We start from the raw sequence: 17,620 nt of genomic DNA, 5'->3' as shown, positions 1-17,620 counted from the left end.
ATGACCGACAACACCATCAATAAAGCCTTCGAAGCCGAGTGCCAGGCAGAAATCGCCCGTCAGGGCGACGATCAGAAACTCGTGGGTCTGGCCAAGGATTTCTTCAACGAATCGGCCAAGCACAAATACAGCTACCACTTTTCGTGGATGGGGCGGCCGATCATTCAGTTGCCGCAAGACATGATGGCGATGCAGGAAATCATCTGGCAGGTCAAACCGGACCTGGTGATTGAATGCGGCATCGCCCATGGCGGCTCGATCATCTATTACGCCTCGCTGTTGGAGCTGCAAGGTCACGGCGAAGTACTGGGCATTGACCTGGACATCCGTGCGCACAACCGCGAAGCCATCGAAAGCCACCCGATGAGCAAGCGCATCAAGATGATCGAAGGCTCGAGCATCGACCCGGCCATTGCCGCCCAGGTGCGCGCCGCCGCCGAAGGCAAGAAAGTCATCCTGGTACTCGACTCCAACCACACCCACGACCACGTGCTGGAAGAGTTGCGCCTGTACGCACCCCTGGTTTCCGTGGACAGCTACTGCGTGGTGATGGACACCGTGGTTGAAGACATGCCGGCCGACTTCTTTCCGGACCGTCCGTGGGGCCCGGGCGATAACCCGAAGACGGCGGTGTGGAAGTACCTGGAGGAAAACAAGGACTTCGAAATCGACCAGCAAATGCAAAACAAGCTGCTGATCTCCGTGGCGCCGGACGGCTACCTGCGTCGCGTTCGTTAATCAAAAACAGTTCAGGTTCCTGGCGATTGGCCGGTTGTGGGGATAGACAGATGCAAGTGCAAAACAGTACTCAAAACAATGTCGCGCCGCTGGACGAGCGGTTGACGGTGGTGGTGATTTCCCACAACCGGAACGCGTTCCTGCGACGTACCTTGCAGTACTACAGCAACTATCCCTGCTCGGTGCTGGTGCTGGACTCCTCGGTCGAAGGCGACGAGCACATGGCCGCGGATTTCCCGTCGGTCGACTATCGCCATTTGCCGCAGTACACCTACAAGGGCTTCCAGGACAAAATCACCTACGGCGTCAATCAGGTCACCACGCCCTACATGGTGTTTGCCGCCGATGACGATTTCCTGCTGCACGGCGCATTGACCGAGTCGCTGGAATTTCTCGAAGCCAACCCGGACTACGGCCTGTGCCATGGCTACGGGATGATGTACCTGGCACGCGCCACGGAAGTGAATTACTACCGTCGCGACAAGCGCGTCCAGGAAGACTACAACGCGCAGCAGCCTGAGGTTCGGCTCATGGAATTCATGGGCCAGTTCCTGCCGCCGTTCTATGCCGTGACTCGCACCGATCTGCTGCAACAGTGGTACAGCCTGTTACCGGCCGGAACCAGTTTCGAGTGGCAGGAAATTGGTCATACATACTTCCTGCTGGCTTGTGCCAAGGCGCGGGTGCTACCGATTCCTTTTGCCGTGCGCGAAATCAACTATGGCGCCTCGGATCACAACACCAACGTCCTGACCGTGCTGACATTCAAGGACGCAAAATCGGTTGCCGAGCGTGACCAGTTTGCCGAGTTCCTGGCGTCCTTGCCGACGCAACTGGGCGACCGGGATCCGGTCCGGGTCAAACAGATTGCGCTGGACAGTTTTGCCGCCATGGCCGAGTGCCTGCTCGAAGGCCGCTCGCTCAAAGGCAATATGATTTTCCGTTCAGTGTGGACCGAGCCGGGGTGTGAGCCCGTTCGTTCGTTCGCGCCCCAGCAGTTCGTCGAAATGCCGTTCTACAACAAACCGATGTTCGACCTGCTGACCGAGTTCGAATTTTTGCTGCACGCCATGCCCGCCGGTCGTTTGCAGCTTCAGGAGCTGGAAGGCATCCTGCTTCGCCAGACCGAGCTGATGCGGGTCCAGCCCAATGACAATGAGCGCACGCTGCGTGCCCGTCTGTGGGAGGCCTACGGACTCAACCGGTTCAACCGTTCGGTGGTCAAGGGTCTTGCCCAATCATTGATGGGGACCGAGGAAGAGGCCGAAGGGATCAAGCTGCAGGCCTGGGCCGAGCGTCTGGATTCGTTGCCAAGGCAGGACGAGCGCGCGCTGTTCAAGAAGATGCCGTCCGGCCGCCTGCTCGACTGGCTCGACGCACGCAATCCCGAAGCCGGGCAGTTACCCGCGATCGCCAGCCACCTGGCCGCGCACGATGGCGGGCCGCAGTTCGGCATCGTGCTGCTGGACCTGGAAGCGGACATGTTCAAGTTGCAGGCGACGTTCGACAGCCTGGTCAATGGACATTGCCGGGCCTTCAAGGTCATGGTCTTCACCACGGGCGAGTTGCCGGCCTCCACGTCCGTGCGCGACACCGTGCACTTTGTCAAAGTCAGCACCACGAACTATGTAGAGCGCATCAACCAGGTGGTGAATCAGTCGAGCGCCGACTGGATCCTGCTGGCTGAGGCCGGTGATCAACTGACCCCCGGCGGCTTGCTGCGTGCCAGCCTGGAATTGCTCGGGGCAGAAGGTATCCGTGCAGTGGCCATGGACGAAATCCAGCGCAAGGCCAATGGTGCCCTGACGGATGTATTCCGTCCGGGAGTGAACCTCGATTTGCTGCAAACCGTCCCGTCCTTGATGGCGCGGCACTGGTTGATCAAGCGTGATGTGCTGGTTCAAGCCAAAGGTTACTCGCCAGAGTTCCCTGCCGCGCTGGAGTTCGACCTATTGCTGCGTTTGATTGAAGACGGCGGCCTGAACGGTCTGGCGCACCTGGCCGAGCCATTGCTGATAGCCAATGCGCCGGTCGAAGAGGAGAACAGCGAGGAGCGCCGGGTGCTCACGCGCCATCTGGCGAACCGTGGCTACCGCGGTCAAGTCAGCTCGACGTTGCCGCAGACCTGGCAAATCGATTACCAGCACGCCGAGCGTCCGCAGGTCTCGATCATCCTGCACAGCCAGGACAATCTGGAGCCTCTGCAACGGGCCCTGGTCAGCGTGCTGCAACGCACCCGATATCAGCGTCATGAAGTATTGATCGCCGACAACCACAGCCAGTCACCTGAGCTGCTGGCCTGGTTGAGCAGCCTGGAAGGCAAGGGCGAGCGTATTCGTATCTTGCGCAGCGGTCAGCGCCTCAGCGCTTCGGCGCTGCACAACCTGGCGGTCAACGAAGCCAAGGGTGAATACCTGGTACTGCTGTCGGCCGAGGCTGAAGTGTTCAACGCCAACTGGCTCGACGCCCTGCTTAACCAGGGGCAGCGTCCGGAGGTCGGTATCGTCGGCGCCAAACTGATGGATATTCGTGGCGTGACGACCCAGGCCGGTTTGATTCTCGGTCTCAATGGTCTGGTTGGCTCGGCGTTTGTCGGCGAACGCAAAGACGCCAAGGGCTATCTGTTCGGCCATCAGGTCGAGCAGAACTATTCGGCGGTGTCCGGTGCCTGCCTGATGATCCGCAAGGATGTGTACCAGGCGGTAGGCGGCCTGGACGAAGAACATTTCGACGAGGCGTTTGCCGATATCGACCTGTGCCTGAAAGTCGCCGACGCCGGCTACCTGACCGTCTGGTGCCCGCAAGCCCAGTTGCTCCATCCGGGACTGTTGCCTGATGAACCTCAATTGGCCGCAGCCCTGCGTGACAAATGGCAGGCACGCTTCGCGCAGGATGCCGCCTACAACCAGAACCTGGCCCTGACCGGCAAGGGCTTTACCCTTCGCGAAGCTTCCAGTGTGAACTGGGCGCAGTTGCTCGCTTAAGCCTGGCTGACAGGTAATAGGACTCAAGGCATGTTCAACGGTAAATCCATTTTCATCAGCGGCGGCACCGGCTCGTTCGGGCGTAACTTCATCCGCCGTTTGCTGGAGCAATACCAGCCCAAGCGCGTGGTGGTGTTCTCCCGCGATGAGCTGAAACAGTACGAGATGCAGCAGACGTTCAACGCACCGTGCATGCGTTACTTCCTGGGTGATGTGCGCGATGCCGAGCGTTTGCGCCAGGCCATGCGGGGCATCGATTACGTGGTGCACGCCGCTGCGCTCAAGCAAGTGCCGGCGGCGGAGTACAACCCGACCGAGTGCATTCGCACCAACGTCAATGGCGCGGAAAACATCATTGCCGCCGCCATCGACAACGGCGTGAAGAAAGTCGTGGCGCTGTCCACCGACAAGGCCGCCAGCCCGATCAATCTGTACGGCGCGACCAAGCTGCTTTCGGACAAGCTGTTCGTCGCCGCCAACAACATTGCCGGTGAACAGCAAACCCGGTTTTCCGTGGTTCGCTACGGCAACGTCGCCGGTTCGCGGGGTTCAGTGGTGCCGTTCTTCAGCCATCTGATTGCGCAGGGCGCCAAAGAGCTGCCGATCACCGATGAGCGCATGACCCGCTTCTGGATCACCCTGGACCACGGTGTGCAGTTCGTACTCGACAGCTTCGCCCGCATGCACGGTGGCGAAGTGTTTGTGCCAAAAATCCCGTCGATTCGCATTGTCGATCTGGCCCTGGGCATGGCCGAGCACCTGCCGCACAAAAACGTTGGCATTCGTCCGGGAGAAAAGCTCCATGAACTGATGGTGCCGCTGGATGATGCGCGCATGACCCTGGAGTTCGCCGATCACTACACGATTCAGCCGTCGATCCGTTTCACCAGCGTCGACGTGGATTTCGCCGTGGATAACCTGGGCGAGCGGGGCCGACCTGTCGGCGAAGACTTCGAATATCGCTCCGATACCAATCCGAAGTTTCTCTCGGTCGGCCAGATCGCCGAGCTGCATGCGGGGCTGTCGGCATGATTCCCTACGGTCGGCAAAGCCTCGATCAGGCGGACATCGATGCGGTGGTCACCGTGCTGCAGTCCGACTGGTTGACCCAGGGGCCGACCATCGAGCGTTTCGAACAGGCGATGGCCGAACGTTGCGAGGCGGATTTTGCCGTGGCGGTGTGCAACGCCACGGCGGCGCTGCACATTGCCTGTCTGGCCGCCGGACTGGGGCCGGGCGACCGTTTGTGGACCACGCCGAACACCTTTCTGGCCTCGGCCAACTGCGGACGTTACTGCGGCGCCGATGTGGATTTTGTCGACATCGACCCACTGACCTGGAACCTCGACGCCAATGCACTGGCGTTGAAGCTGGAGCAGTCCGAGCGCGACGGGACCCTGCCCAAAGTGTTGGTGGCCGTGGCGTTCTCGGGGCAGAGCTGCGACATGCGCCGCATTGCCGAACTGGCTGAGCGCTACGGTTTTACCGTGATCGAGGACGCGTCCCACGCGGTCGGTGCGTCCTATGCCGGGCGGCCGGTGGGTTGTGGCGAGTTCGCGGCGATGACCGTGTTCAGTTTCCATCCGGTGAAGATCATCACCAGTGCCGAAGGCGGCATGGTGTTGACCAATCGGCCGGAGCTGGCCGAGCGTCTGCAACGTTTGCGCAGCCACGGCATGACCCGCGATCCGCAGCAAATGAGCGAGGCCAGCCACGGCCCCTGGTACTACCAGCAGGTGGAACTGGGCTTCAACTACCGGATCACCGACCTGCAAGCAGCCCTTGGCTTGTCGCAATTGAGCAAGCTTGAGGGGTTCATCGAGCGTCGTCGCGAACTGGCGGCCCGTTACGACCGGTTGCTGGCGGATCTGCCATTGACCCTTCCCGGCGCTCAGCCCGAGGCCGAATCGGCGTGGCATCTGTATGTCGTGCGGTTGCACCTGGATGCCATCAACTTGAGTCATCGCCAGGTATTCGAAGGCTTGCGGGCGGCCGGCGTCGGGGTGAACCTGCACTATATTCCGGTGCATCTACAGCCGTACTATCGCGAGCAGGGTTTTGCCGAGGGTGATTTCCCGCAGGCAGAGCATTATTACGCGCAGGCCATCAGCCTGCCGCTGTTCCCGTTGCTGAGCGATGAACAACAGGACCACGTGGTCGAGCACCTGCGTCGGCTGGTCCTTGAGGAGTAAAGAGTCTTGAGCTGCGTTGCGATTATTCCGGCCCGGGGCGGCAGCAAACGAATTCCGCGCAAGAACCTCAAACCGTTCGACGGCGTGCCGATGATCGTTCGCTCGATTCGCACAGCGCTGGAGTCGGCGCTGTTCGACCGGGTGATCGTCAGCACCGACGACGCCGAGATCGCCGAGGTCGCGCGGGCCCATGGTGCCGAAGTGCCCTTCACGCGGCCGGCGTCGTTGTCCGATGATTTCACCGGTACGGCGGCGGTGATCGCCCATGCCTTGCAACAGCTCGAGACGTTCGATTTCGCCTGTTGCCTCTACGCCACCGCGCCACTGTTGCAGGCGCGTTTTCTGCGTCAGGGATATGAGTTGCTGATGCAGCATCCGGACAAGTCATTCGCGTTTTCCGTGGCCGGTTTCGGCTTCCCGGTGCAACGTGCCCTGACCCTCGACGCGCAAGGTGCCTTGACCGCGCTCTACCCGGAGTTTCGCCATACGCGCTCCCAGGATCTGTGCGAGGCGTATCAGGACGCCGGACAGTTCTATTGGGGGCGCAGCGAAGCCTGGTTGCGCGGCGACGCGTTGTTTTCGCCCGCGAGCCTGCCGGTGATTCTGCCGCGTCACCTGGTGCAGGACATCGACACCGCAGAAGACTGGACGCGCGCCGAATACCTTTATGACGCGCTGAAAAGAGGCGGTGAGCTGCAATGAGAGTGCTGATTCGCTCCGATGCCTCGCCGACCATTGGCAGCGGTCATATTGCCCGCTGCTTGCCACTGGCCAGGGCCTTGCGCAAACATGGGGCTCATGTGGCTTTCGCCTGTCGCCAGTTACCGGGGCATCGGCTGGACAGTCTGGCAGCCGAAGGCTTTGAAACTTTCGCGCTGCCCGATCGCTATCCTGATGAAGACCCGCAACAGGCCATCGAATCCTTATTGCCCTGGCAGGCGGATCTCGATGCGTTGGCTCATCTGCTGGAAAATCATTCGGTGTTTGACTGGATACTGGTCGATCACTATGGCCTCGACCATCACTGGCAAACGGCTGCGCGTCGCCTGGCACCTCGCATCGCTGCGGTGGACGATCTCGCGACCCGTCGGTACGACGTCGATCTGTTGCTCAATCAGAACTTGTCAGGCACGCCACAGGCCTATGGCTCGTTGCTGCCATTGGGTTGCCGGACACTGTTGGGCCCACGCTTTGCCATGCTGCGCGATGAGTTTCGCTGCCCGGCCATCGAGATCAAGCCTCGGGTCAGGCGGGTACTGGTCAATTTCGGCGGGTTCGATGTGGCGCTGCAGACCCACCACGCGATGTTAGCGCTGGCTGATTTCCATGAGCTGGAGGTTGATTTCGTCGCCGGTGCCGACAATCCGGCCTGGGAACAGATGCGGGTGTTGGCGACCGATCGTCCCAACTGGCGCCTGCACAGTTTTGTCAGCGACTTCTACAGGCTGATGACCGAAGCGGATTTGTTTATCGGTGCCGGTGGTGGCACCAGTTGGGAGAGGGCGGCCATGGGGCTGCCGACGATCTGCATTGCGGTGTCGAACAACCAGCAGGCCAACGGCGAGGTGATGGGTGCTTGCGGGGCCCATGTGTTCCTCGGCGCGCGCGAGCACGTCAGCGTCGAGCAATTGCGTCAGGCCGTCGCTTTTATCGCGGGCAACCAGGGGCTTCGCCAGAGCCTGGCCGATCGTTCACGGCAACTGGTTGACGGCCGTGGTGCGCAACGTGTGGCCGCAGCGCTGGTCGGGGCGGTTTTGCAACTGCGCCCGGCGACGCTTGAGGATGCGCAGTTGTTGTTCGAAGGGCGCAATGCGGAGGCGGTGCGGCATTCATCGCTGGACTCTGGCGTCATTGACTGGCCGTCGCATCAAGCCTGGCTGGCCGCGAGTTTGAAAAATGACCGGCGCCTGTTGCTGATCGCCGAAACCGAAGACGGGCCGATCGGTGTGTTGCGCTATGACGTGGATGGTCATGAAGCCAAGGTTTCGATTTACCTGTTCGAAGGCCGTTTCGGGCTGGGCTGGGGCCGCGCACTGCTGTCACGGGGCGAAGACTTTGTCACCGCCCGCTGGCCGCAACTGGATACCCTTGCCGCCGAGATTCTGTCGACCAACCAGCCGTCGCTGAAGACCTTTCGCGAAGCCGGTTTCACCCAGAGTGTTTGCGCGTTCACGCGCGTATTGAAGGATCACCGCCCATGACCAGTTTCAAGATCGGCAACCGCTTGATCGGCGCTGACGCGCCGCCGTTCATCATTGCCGAGATGAGCGGCAACCATAATCAGTCCCTGGAGGTGGCGTTGCAGATCGTCGAGGCCGCGGCCAAGGCCGGCGCGCATGCTTTGAAGCTGCAGACCTATACCGCCGAGACCATGACGCTGGACCTGTGCGAAGGCGAATTCTTTATCAAGGATCCAGACAGCCTTTGGTCGGGAACTTCGTTGTATGCGCTGTACGAGAAGGCCTACACGCCATGGGAATGGCACGCGCCGATCTTCGCCCGCGCCAAGGCGTTGGGCATGGTGGCTTTCTCCACGCCGTTCGATGACAGCGCGGTGGATTTCCTCGAGAGCCTGGACGTGCCGGCGTACAAAATCGCCAGTTTCGAAAACACCGACTTGCCCTTGATTCGCCGGGTCGCTGCGACCGGTAAACCCTTGATTATCTCCACTGGCATGGCCAGCATCGCCGAACTCGACGAAACCGTGCGTGCCGCCCGTGAGGCCGGGTGCAAGGATCTGGTGTTGCTCAAATGCACCAGCACTTACCCAGCGACGCCGGCCAACAGCAATGTGCGCACGATTCCACATCTGCGCGATTTGTTTGGCTGCCAGGTGGGGTTGTCCGACCACTCCATGGGCGTCGGGGTGTCGGTGGCGGCGGTAGCGTTGGGGGCGACGGTGGTCGAGAAGCATTTCACCCTCGACCGTTCAGCCGGCGGTGTGGATGCCAGTTTTTCGCTGGAACCTGAGCAAATGGCCAGCCTGGTGATTGAAACCGAACGCGCCTGGCAGGCCATGGGGCAGGTGCAGTACGGCGCTACCGAAGCCGAACGCAAGTCCCTGGTGTTTCGCCGTTCGCTGTACGTCACACGGGACATGGCTGCCGGCGAGCCCTTCACCACCGAGAACCTGCGCGCTATCCGTCCAGGCCTGGGATTGGCCCCCAAGCACGCGCAAACCCTTCTGGGACGCCGCGCCCGCCATGCCATCAAGCGTGGCACGCCGCTGGATTGGCCCCTTGTCGAATAACCCCATTCGGGGTTGATTCGGCAAAATAGAGTGACCTGCGAGTCATAACGGGCATCTTCACTGTATTGTATTGCTCGGGAAGGTGGCGCCTGGTGCCTGTTTGGCCCAGTGATGGCCTTTTATTCTTCCCGTTTGTCGCTGCCTTGGGGGCGACGCTTTTCTCTGTTTGTCGGCGCCCCTCGATTCCTTGCGAGCGGTGGTATTGGGCTGTTTATTATTGGGAAGCCGTAATGATTGGCATAAAAAGCATTGCGAGCTACGTTCCTGTAGCCGGCGTGGACAATTACGCACAAGGTGCAAAATTCGAAAAGGATGAAGAATTCATCCTGGGCAAGATCGGTTCGGCCTTCCTGCCGCGCAAGGACGCCGGGCAGGAAACCTCGGACCTGTGTGTCGAAGCAGTCAACGCGCTGTTCGCCAACAATCCCGATTTGAAACGTGAATCCATTGACGCGCTGATCGTCGTTACCCAGAACGGCGACGAAGAAGGCCTGCCGCACACGGCGGCCATCGTGCAGGACAAGCTGGGCCTGCCAACGACCGTGGCGGCGTTCGATATTTCCTTGGGCTGCTCCGGCTACGTCTATGGCATTTACGCGCTCAAAGGCTTCATGGAGGCCGCAGGCCTGAAGAATGGCTTGCTGATCACCGCCGATCCATACTCCAAGATCGTCGACCCGGAAGATCGCAACACCACCATGCTGTTTGGCGATGCCGCCACGGTGACCTGGATGGGTGAAGAGCCCGTGTGGGAGCTGGGTAAGGCCAAGTTCGGTACCGACGGTTCCGGTGCGCCGCACCTGAAAGTCACGGACGGGGTGTTCTACATGAACGGCCGTCAGGTTTTCAACTTCGCGCTGCTCAAAGTCCCGGCGCACTTGCACCAATTGCTCGATGAATCCGGGCTGAACCCTGATGATATCGATGCCTTCTGCATTCACCAGGGCAGTGCGGCGATCGTCGATGCCGTGGCGCGCCGCTTCGAAGGCGACCCTGCCAAGTTTGTCAAAGACATGGTCGAGACGGGCAACACGGTGTCGTCGAGCATCCCGCTGCTGTTGGAGAAGCACGTGCTGGACTCCAACTGGAATCGCATTGCGATCAGTGGTTTCGGTGTCGGGTTGTCATGGGGTTCGGCGATCATCTATCGCCCTTGAGCCACTGGCACCCAGGCCATAAAAATCAGGCACAAAAAAAGCGTTCAAGGTGTACCTTGAGCGCTATTTTTTTGCCCCAATGAAAAGCGAGGCCCCATGAGCGAGTTCTTTGAGCGCAACGCGCAAGTCATACAGCGCCGCTGGCCGGCGCTGTATGCGCGTTTGCTGATTGAAGACACGAATGCGTTGCAGGCTGATCTGGTAGAAGGCCTGGGCTCGACCCTGAGCATCAACGGGATCCAGCTGACCAGCCGTCATGACCGTACCCGAGAGGCCAGGCTTCAGGCCGACAGCCTGCCGGCCGGCAGCCAGATGCTGCACGTCTACGGAACGGGCCTTGGCGATCTGCCCATGGATTTACTGCAGCGTACCGGGCTCGAGCGTTTATACGTGCACATCCTCAATGGCGCGGTGTTTTCGCTGGTGCTGCAACTGATCGATCAGCGGTCCTGGCTCAGTGATCCTCGAGTGGAACTGCTTTTTGCGGGGGATCTGCCCGAGATTCAGTTGCCTTATTTCGCCTTGCCATCTGAGCTGGTGCTGGCGGATGACTTCAATGCCAAGATTCGCGACCGGTTGATCAGCGAAACTCACCTGACCTTCAATAATCGGGAATTCGACCCCCAGGCGCCGGAGATCGTCGAGCGTTTGCAGGCCAGCCTGAAACGGCTGCCGGCCGATGGCGATGTGGCTGAACTGTTTGGTACGCGGCAAGGGCAGGACGTATTTGTCATCGCCACCGGGCCGAGCCTGGAGCTTCATTTCGAAGCATTAAAGGCGCTGCGCAATCAGGCGGACAGGCCCTTGTTCATCTGTGTCGATACCGCCTACCGACCGCTGCTCAACCATGGGATTCACCCTGACATTGTGGTCAGCATCGATCAGCGCATCTCGGCTCGGCATCTGCCGCCCGAAGGCACGTCGGATATCCGCCTGGTTTATATGCCCATGGTCGATCCGCACGTTGTGGAGGCCTGGCAGGGCGAACGGTATGCCGCTTATTCCGCCAGCCCGATGTACCAGTCCTTGCGTCGCCAGTTACCACGAGGCGAACTCCATCATGGTGGCAGCGTCATCCATCCGGCAGTGGACCTGGCGGTGAAAATCGGCGCGGCGCACATTACCCTGTTCGGTGCCGACTTCGCCTTCCCGGGAGACAAGACTCATGCCGGCTGGGGCGACGGTGACCTCGGGCCGCAACTCGGTGCAGCCAGGCATTGGGTGCTCGATGGTCACGGGCAGCGCATCAAGACCCAGCTCAACTTCCGCAGTTACCTGTGCGAACTGGAGCGATTTATCGCCGGCCATCCTCAGGTGCGTTTCTATAACAGCAGTCGGGCCGGGGCGATGATCGCTGGCACGTCGTTTCATCCGGAGCTGGCGGTATGAGTGCAGTCGAGTCCTTTGTCAGCGAGGCACAACGCTGCGCCGTGATGTTCCGTTTGGGGCGTGATGTGGAAGCCGGCCTGGCGATGATCGAGCTGGCCACTGCAATACAGGCGTCCTTCGACGTTGCGCCTGAAGGCGTTCAGCGGCAGTGGCTGGCCTTGCTCGGTAGCCTGCTGGAATGTCAGGAAGCGCAAAACTGGTTGGCGCTGGCAGACTATCTGGAATATGAATTGGTCCAGTTGCTGACGGACAGTCTGTCCTTTTAAACAATTTCCCTTCTGCCGGCGCGGGCGAGCCCTCGCCAATCTGTCGCCGGCATTTCCATGACGTCATTTTTTTGCTGCTCGATTGCCACCAAGCCCTTTGTTTACGGGGGGTGGCAACGTGATGGCAGTTTTTTTTGAAAATCCCCTAAAGCAAGTTGCAAACCCGACGATAACTATTACGAAGGTTCTCTAGGCCATACCCGGCGGTTGCCAGGGCCGGAAGCCGCAGTACCCAACCAACGAGGAATTCGTCATGGCTTTAACCGTAAACACTAACGTTACATCGTTGAACGTACAGAAAAACCTGAACAAGGCTTCTGATGCTCTGTCGACTTCGATGACTCGCCTGTCTTCCGGCCTGAAAATCAACAGCTCCAAAGACGACGCCGCCGGCCTGCAAATCGCTACCCGTATGACTTCGCAGATCCGTGGTCAGACCATGGCGATCAAAAACGCCAACGACGGTATCTCGATCGCTCAGACCGCTGAAGGCGCGATGCAAGAGCAGACCAACATTCTGCAGCGTATGCGTGAACTGGCTGTTCAATCCCGAAACGACTCCAACGGTACCGACGACCGCGCTGCTCTGAACAAAGAGTTCGCAACCATGTCGGACGAACTGACTCGTATCGCCAAGTCGACCAACCTGAACGGCAAGAACCTGATCGACGGCACTGCTGGCACCATGACCTTCCAGGTCGGTTCCAACACTGGCGCAACCAACCAGATCACCATCACTCTGGACAGCGGCTTCGATGCTGCCACCCTGAGCGTTGACTCCGGCGCCGTAGCCATCACCGGTAACGACAGCGCCACTGCAGAAGCCAGCAGCGCCGCTGCAATCGTCGCCATCGACGCTGCACTGAAAACCATCAACACCAGCCGTGCGGACCTGGGTGCTGCCCAAAACCGTCTGACCAGCACCATCTCCAACCTGCAGAACATCAACGAAAACGCCAGTGCTGCACTGGGTCGCGTACAAGATACCGACTTCGCTGCTGAAACTGCACAGCTGACCAAGCAACAAACTCTGCAACAAGCTTCCACCTCGATCCTGGCTCAAGCCAACCAACTGCCATCCGCTGTACTGAAACTGCTTCAGTAATAGCCGGGTTAGTTTTTGGCGGGGGAGTGCGCTTGTCGTGCTCTCTCGCTTTTTACTTTAAGAGGTGATGGACATGGATATGAGCGTCAAGCTGAACTTGTCTTATCCGGCGCCCCAGCAGGCGACGACAACTGTTGCTGATAAGCCTGCGCATAAGTCTCTGGCAGAATCCGCACCCGTGGGTGCCGTCAAGGATGAAAGCAAGAGCGATCAGGTCGAGCAGGAAAAACTGAAGATGGCCGTTCAGGAAATCGAAAAGTTCGTGCAATCGGTCAAGCGTAACCTGGAGTTCTCGATTGATGAGCCCTCCGGCAAAGTTGTAGTCAAAGTGATTGCCAGTGAATCCGGTGAGGTGATCCGCCAGATCCCCAACGAAGAAGTCCTGAAACTGGCCAATAGTTTGAATGATGCAAGCAGCCTGTTGTTCAGCGCGAAAGTCTGATCGCTGGCACGAATTTTGTTGCTATGTTCTTTTGGGCGTTGTAGTGGTCAAAAGACCGGCGAGACACTGAAGGGAGATCTACATGGCAAGTCCAATTTTACCGGGTCTGGGCTTAGGTTCCGGCCTCGATACCACGGCTATCGTCAAGGCACTGGTCGATTCTGATAAAGCGGCCAAGCAAGGTCAGATTACCCGTGGGACTTCGGCTAACACCGCAAGCATCTCCGGTATCGGCACCTTGAAGTCCTTGATGGCTGCGTTCAACAAGTCCATGACTGATCTGGGCAGCACAACCAGCCCGCAGTTTCCAGGCTATGCCGCGACTTCCGCCGATGTGAAAATCCTGACGGCTACCGCCAGCAACACGGCCGTGGGCGGTACCTACAACGTTAACGTCGGCAATCTCGCCACTTCGTCCAAAGTGGCCAGCGCTGCTTTTGTGGGTGGTGCGAGCAGCGCGATTAACGCGGGCACGCTGACCATCAGTCAGAGCGGCAAAAACTACAACGTCAGTGTTGGCAGCGGTGCAACACTGCAATCGGTCCGTGACTCGATCAACGCTGACAGTTCGCTCAAGCTCGCGGGCGTCAGTGCCAACATCGTCACCGACTCCTTTGGTTCGCGCCTGGTACTGGGATCGACCAATACCGGGGCGGGCTCGGATATTTCCGTTAGCGGTATTGCAGAGCTGGCCATCGATGGAAGTAACGTCATCGGCACCAGCGGTTCTCCGATGTCCCTCACGTCCGCCGGCACCATCGGGGCGCTGGCTGTCGATGCCAACTTCACCATTGACGGCATGGCGTTGACCAGCAAGACCAATTCGGTCGACAAGGCCGTTTCCGGCTTGACGCTGAACCTGACGGCTACGGGTTCGACGACGGTTTCCGTGGCAAGCAACAACGATGGCCTGAAGGCTTCGATCCAGAAATTCGTTGATTCCTACAATGCCATCGTCAATGGCATCACGAAGTTGACCACGCCTTCGGTCGATGCCAATGGCAATCCGGTTTCGGCGGCATTGACGGGGGATGCGCTGGGTCGCTCGATTCTGTCCACCATTCGCGGACCTCTGTCGGAAACCGGTGCCGGCGACAAGCTCACGGTACTCGCGCAGTTGGGGATCACCACCAACCAGAAGACCGGTGCACTGGATTTCGACAGCACCAAATTCAACGTCGCGATGAATGACAAGAAACTCGGCGGTGAGGTCCAGGAGATGTTCACAGGCACTAACGGCCTGCTGTCGCGCATGACCAAGGCGATCACTCCGTTCACTCAAACCGGTGGCATTCTTGATCAGCGCAGCACCAGTCTGAACAAGACAGCCTCCAAGCTGGCTGCCGATCAGGAGGCGCTCGATCGTCGTGTAGAAACGCTGACGGCCGTGCTCACCAAAAAGTACAACGACATGGACACCCTGGTCGGTAAGCTCAAGGCCACGGCCAGCAACATCACGTCGATGTTCGAAGCCATCACTGCGCAGCAGAAGAACAGCTGATCATCCGTTAGCGCCAAAAGCCCGGCAACGTTTTGAACGTTCCGGGCTTTTTGCATAGGCATCTAAAGTTTTTTGACGCATCGTCGATACGCTGTTTATACGAACCAAAGAATTCAGATGAGGTACAACATGAATCCAATGTTAGCCCTTCGCCAATACCAGAAGATTGGCGCCCAGGCGCAGACTTCCGAAGCTAGCCCCCACCGTCTGGTGCAGATGCTGATGGAGGGTGGTCTGGATCGTATCGCTCAGGCCAAGGGTGCCATGGAGCGCAAGGATATCCCGAACAAAGGGATACTGATCGGCAAGGCCATCGGCATCATCGGTGGTCTGCGTGAGGGACTGGATCTGGAAAACCAGGCCGAATCGGTGGGTGAGCTGGATAACCTCTACACCTACATGATGAAGCGTTTGACCGAGGCCAACCTCAAGACAGATCCAGTGATCCTTGACGAAGTCGCCGATTTGCTTCGCACCGTCAAAGACGGTTGGGACGCTATTGCTACACCGGGTCCGCAGTTTTAAGGAGAACACCATGAGTCCTGTATTGCAGCGAATCGAACAAGCGCGCGCCGGCCTGGTCGATGCATTGGCCGAGCGAAACTGGGAAGCCATTGGTCAATTGGACCTGGATTGCCGTTCCTGCATGGAGGATGTCATGAGTGAGTCTTCGGTGAGCGAAGTCGAGTTGCGCGATAATCTTGAGGAATTGCTGGGGGTGTACAAGCAGCTTCTTGAAGCGGCGACAGGGGAGAGGCAGGCGATAGTCGATGAGATGTCGCAGATCTCCCAAGCACAGAAGGCTGCAAAGGTTTACCATCTGTTTGGTTAATTAATCCCCGGTTAATCCAAACATAGTGCGCCATAAATTTGACTGTGCACGGTTTTTTGACTTAACTAGTGGCTGGTTCCAGATTTCAGTCGTCTTCAGGCATGATCTTGCCTGCAAGCGTGTAGCTTGCCCCAGCATTTTGGGCATTGAGTTGACTAGGGAAGTTGCTATTGCATGTGGCGTGAAACCAAAATTCTGCTGATAGATGACGATAGCGTCCGCCGCCGCGACCTGGCGGTGATTTTAAATTTTCTCGGCGAAGAAAATTTGCCCTGCGGGAGCCACGATTGGCAGCAGGCTGTCGGCTCATTGTCATCTAGTCGCGAAGTAATCTGTGTCCTCATCGGGACGGTCAATGCTCCTGGGGCGCTTCTGGGCTTGCTAAAGACACTCTCGACATGGGATGAGTTCCTTCCGGTTTTGTTAATGGGCGATAATTCTTCCATTGACCTGCCGGAGGACCAGCGTCGCCGTGTGCTTTCGACCCTCGAAATGCCACCCAGCTACAGCAAGTTGCTCGACTCGCTGCACCGCGCCCAGGTCTACCGCGAGATGTATGACCAGGCCCGCGAACGCGGTCGTCATCGCGAACCCAATCTTTTCCGCAGCCTCGTCGGCACCAGCCGTGCGATCCAGCACGTCCGCCAGATGATGCAGCAAGTCGCCGACACCGATGCCAGCGTGTTGATCCTGGGCGAGTCCGGGACCGGCAAGGAAGTGGTCGCGCGCAACCTGCATTACCATTCCAAGCGCCGTGAAGCGCCGTTCGTGCCGGTCAATTGCGGGGCGATTCCGGCCGAGCTGCTGGAAAGCGAATTGTTCGGTCACGAGAAGGGCGCCTTCACCGGAGCGATCACCAGTCGCGCCGGGCGTTTCGAGCTGGCCAACGGCGGCACCCTGTTCCTCGATGAAATTGGCGACATGCCACTGCCGATGCAGGTCAAGTTGCTGCGCGTGTTGCAGGAGCGCACCTTCGAGCGCGTGGGCAGCAACAAGACCCAGAGCGTCGATGTACGCATCATTGCGGCGACCCACAAGAATCTCGAAAGCATGATCGAGATCGGCACGTTCCGCGAAGACCTGTACTACCGCCTGAATGTGTTCCCGATCGAGATGGCGCCGCTGCGCGAGCGCGTCGAAGACATTCCGTTGCTGATGAACGAGTTGATCTCGCGCATGGAGCACGAGAAGCGTGGTTCGATCCGCTTCAACTCCGCGGCCATCATGTCCCTGTGCCGTCATGGCTGGCCGGGCAACGTCCGCGAGCTGGCCAACCTGGTGGAGCGCATGGCGATCATGCATCCGTACGGGGTGATCGGCGTGGTCGAACTGCCGAAGAAATTCCGTTACGTCGACGATGAAGACGAGCAAATGGTCGACAGCCTGCGCAGCGATCTCGAAGAGCGGGTGGCCATCAATGGTCATACCCCGGACTTCACCGCCAGCGCCATGCTGCCGCCGGAAGGCCTGGATCTGAAGGACTACCTTGGCGGTCTGGAGCAGGGGCTGATTCAGCAGGCGCTGGATGATGCCAACGGTATCGTGGCGCGTGCTGCCGAACGGCTGCGTATCCGCCGTACCACGCTGGTGGAAAAGATGCGCAAGTACGGCATGAGCCGTCGTGACGGAGATGAACAGGCGGATGATTGACGCCTGTTTTTCAACCTCTTCATTTATAAGCTGTTTTTTTTAGGCACGGGTATTGCTACGTCCCTCGCAACGTTCCGTTTCACTGACGGTCAGCCAAGCGAGAGAGCACGATGC

At 59.0% G+C, this 17,620-nt stretch carries 16 protein-coding genes; all 16 read left to right on the top strand.

The features are described from left to right. Positions 1 to 738 (top strand): cephalosporin hydroxylase family protein, encoded by a 738-nt coding sequence (locus GPL81_RS09565; RefSeq protein ID WP_096509544.1) that lies wholly within the window; start codon positions 1 to 3, stop codon positions 736 to 738. A 50-nt stretch (positions 739 to 788) separates the two neighbouring features. Beyond that, positions 789 to 3,722 (top strand): TIGR00180 family glycosyltransferase, encoded by a 2,934-nt coding sequence (locus tag GPL81_RS09560; protein ID WP_160106533.1) that lies wholly within the window; start codon positions 789 to 791, stop codon positions 3,720 to 3,722. A 30-nt stretch (positions 3,723 to 3,752) separates the two neighbouring features. Continuing rightward, entirely contained in the window at positions 3,753 to 4,754 is a 1,002-nt protein-coding gene (pseB, locus tag GPL81_RS09555; protein ID WP_160106532.1) for a UDP-N-acetylglucosamine 4,6-dehydratase (inverting), read from the top strand. Beyond that, entirely contained in the window at positions 4,751 to 5,914 is a 1,164-nt protein-coding gene (pseC, locus tag GPL81_RS09550) for a UDP-4-amino-4,6-dideoxy-N-acetyl-beta-L-altrosamine transaminase (protein WP_160106531.1), read from the top strand. Before pseB ends, pseC begins: the two co-directional genes overlap by 4 nt. Positions 5,915 to 5,920: 6 nt before the next feature. Further along, on the top strand, positions 5,921 to 6,616 hold the full coding sequence (gene pseF / locus GPL81_RS09545) for a pseudaminic acid cytidylyltransferase (protein ID WP_160106530.1): 696 nt from the start codon (positions 5,921 to 5,923) through the stop codon (positions 6,614 to 6,616). Next, positions 6,613 to 8,115, top strand: coding sequence for a UDP-2,4-diacetamido-2,4,6-trideoxy-beta-L-altropyranose hydrolase (pseG, locus tag GPL81_RS09540; RefSeq protein WP_160106529.1), 1,503 nt, complete (start codon positions 6,613 to 6,615; stop codon positions 8,113 to 8,115). The genes pseF and pseG overlap by 4 nt, the downstream gene beginning before the upstream one ends. Then, positions 8,112 to 9,164 carry a pseudaminic acid synthase gene (gene pseI / locus GPL81_RS09535; protein WP_160106528.1) on the top strand — a complete coding sequence of 351 codons (1,053 nt, stop codon included), beginning with the start codon at positions 8,112 to 8,114 and terminating at the stop codon, positions 9,162 to 9,164. The genes pseG and pseI overlap by 4 nt, the downstream gene beginning before the upstream one ends. A gap of 230 nt (positions 9,165 to 9,394) precedes the next feature. Beyond that, positions 9,395 to 10,321: a ketoacyl-ACP synthase III gene (locus GPL81_RS09530; protein ID WP_160106527.1), complete on the top strand. Its 927-nt coding sequence runs from the start codon at positions 9,395 to 9,397 to the stop codon at positions 10,319 to 10,321. Between the two features lie 96 nt (positions 10,322 to 10,417). Then, a complete protein-coding gene (locus GPL81_RS09525; protein WP_160106526.1) occupies positions 10,418 to 11,710 on the top strand; it encodes a motility associated factor glycosyltransferase family protein in 1,293 nt (430 codons plus the stop codon). Next, positions 11,707 to 11,976 carry a hypothetical protein gene (locus GPL81_RS09520; protein WP_160106525.1) on the top strand — a complete coding sequence of 90 codons (270 nt, stop codon included), beginning with the start codon at positions 11,707 to 11,709 and terminating at the stop codon, positions 11,974 to 11,976. Before GPL81_RS09525 ends, GPL81_RS09520 begins: the two co-directional genes overlap by 4 nt. A 253-nt stretch (positions 11,977 to 12,229) precedes the next feature. Beyond that, entirely contained in the window at positions 12,230 to 13,081 is an 852-nt protein-coding gene (locus tag GPL81_RS09515) for a flagellin domain-containing protein (RefSeq protein WP_096509554.1), read from the top strand. A 73-nt stretch (positions 13,082 to 13,154) separates the two neighbouring features. Further along, entirely contained in the window at positions 13,155 to 13,523 is a 369-nt protein-coding gene (locus tag GPL81_RS09510; protein WP_160106524.1) for a flagellar protein FlaG, read from the top strand. Positions 13,524 to 13,605: 82 nt separating this feature from the next. Then, a complete protein-coding gene (fliD, locus tag GPL81_RS09505; protein WP_096509556.1) occupies positions 13,606 to 15,024 on the top strand; it encodes a flagellar filament capping protein FliD in 1,419 nt (472 codons plus the stop codon). Positions 15,025 to 15,153: 129 nt separating this feature from the next. After that, positions 15,154 to 15,549: a flagellar export chaperone FliS gene (fliS, locus tag GPL81_RS09500; protein WP_096509557.1), complete on the top strand. Its 396-nt coding sequence runs from the start codon at positions 15,154 to 15,156 to the stop codon at positions 15,547 to 15,549. A 10-nt stretch (positions 15,550 to 15,559) separates the two neighbouring features. Next, the gene (gene fliT / locus GPL81_RS09495) at positions 15,560 to 15,856 is read left to right on the top strand and encodes a flagellar protein FliT (protein WP_096509558.1); all 297 of its coding nucleotides are present in this window, start codon (positions 15,560 to 15,562) and stop codon (positions 15,854 to 15,856) included. A 174-nt stretch (positions 15,857 to 16,030) separates the two neighbouring features. Continuing rightward, the gene (locus GPL81_RS09490; protein WP_160106523.1) at positions 16,031 to 17,506 is read left to right on the top strand and encodes a sigma-54 dependent transcriptional regulator; all 1,476 of its coding nucleotides are present in this window, start codon (positions 16,031 to 16,033) and stop codon (positions 17,504 to 17,506) included. The last annotated feature ends 114 nt before the right edge of the window (positions 17,507 to 17,620 follow it).

This window comes from Pseudomonas izuensis, from assembly GCF_009861505.1.
Classification (GTDB): domain Bacteria; phylum Pseudomonadota; class Gammaproteobacteria; order Pseudomonadales; family Pseudomonadaceae; genus Aquipseudomonas; species Aquipseudomonas izuensis.
This window is presented reverse-complemented; position numbering and strand designations above follow the sequence as displayed.

Excerpts from the sequence above, each read along its gene's own strand:
- GPL81_RS09515 (WP_096509554.1), top strand. The coding sequence starts at position 12,230 with ATGGCTTTAACCGTAAACACTAACGTTACATCGTTGAACGTACAGAAA.
- pseC (WP_160106531.1), top strand. The coding sequence starts at position 4,751 with ATGATTCCCTACGGTCGGCAAAGCCTCGATCAGGCGGACATCGATGCG.
- GPL81_RS09520 (WP_160106525.1), top strand. The coding sequence starts at position 11,707 with ATGAGTGCAGTCGAGTCCTTTGTCAGCGAGGCACAACGCTGCGCCGTG.
- pseI (WP_160106528.1), top strand. The coding sequence starts at position 8,112 with ATGACCAGTTTCAAGATCGGCAACCGCTTGATCGGCGCTGACGCGCCG.
- GPL81_RS09565 (WP_096509544.1), top strand. The coding sequence starts at position 1 with ATGACCGACAACACCATCAATAAAGCCTTCGAAGCCGAGTGCCAGGCA.
- pseB (WP_160106532.1), top strand. The coding sequence starts at position 3,753 with ATGTTCAACGGTAAATCCATTTTCATCAGCGGCGGCACCGGCTCGTTC.
- fliD (WP_096509556.1), top strand. The coding sequence starts at position 13,606 with ATGGCAAGTCCAATTTTACCGGGTCTGGGCTTAGGTTCCGGCCTCGAT.
- GPL81_RS09490 (WP_160106523.1), top strand. The coding sequence starts at position 16,031 with ATGTGGCGTGAAACCAAAATTCTGCTGATAGATGACGATAGCGTCCGC.
- GPL81_RS09530 (WP_160106527.1), top strand. The coding sequence starts at position 9,395 with ATGATTGGCATAAAAAGCATTGCGAGCTACGTTCCTGTAGCCGGCGTG.
- GPL81_RS09525 (WP_160106526.1), top strand. The coding sequence starts at position 10,418 with ATGAGCGAGTTCTTTGAGCGCAACGCGCAAGTCATACAGCGCCGCTGG.
- fliT (WP_096509558.1), top strand. The coding sequence starts at position 15,560 with ATGAGTCCTGTATTGCAGCGAATCGAACAAGCGCGCGCCGGCCTGGTC.
- GPL81_RS09510 (WP_160106524.1), top strand. The coding sequence starts at position 13,155 with ATGGATATGAGCGTCAAGCTGAACTTGTCTTATCCGGCGCCCCAGCAG.
- fliS (WP_096509557.1), top strand. The coding sequence starts at position 15,154 with ATGAATCCAATGTTAGCCCTTCGCCAATACCAGAAGATTGGCGCCCAG.
- pseG (WP_160106529.1), top strand. The coding sequence starts at position 6,613 with ATGAGAGTGCTGATTCGCTCCGATGCCTCGCCGACCATTGGCAGCGGT.
- GPL81_RS09560 (WP_160106533.1), top strand. The coding sequence starts at position 789 with ATGCAAGTGCAAAACAGTACTCAAAACAATGTCGCGCCGCTGGACGAG.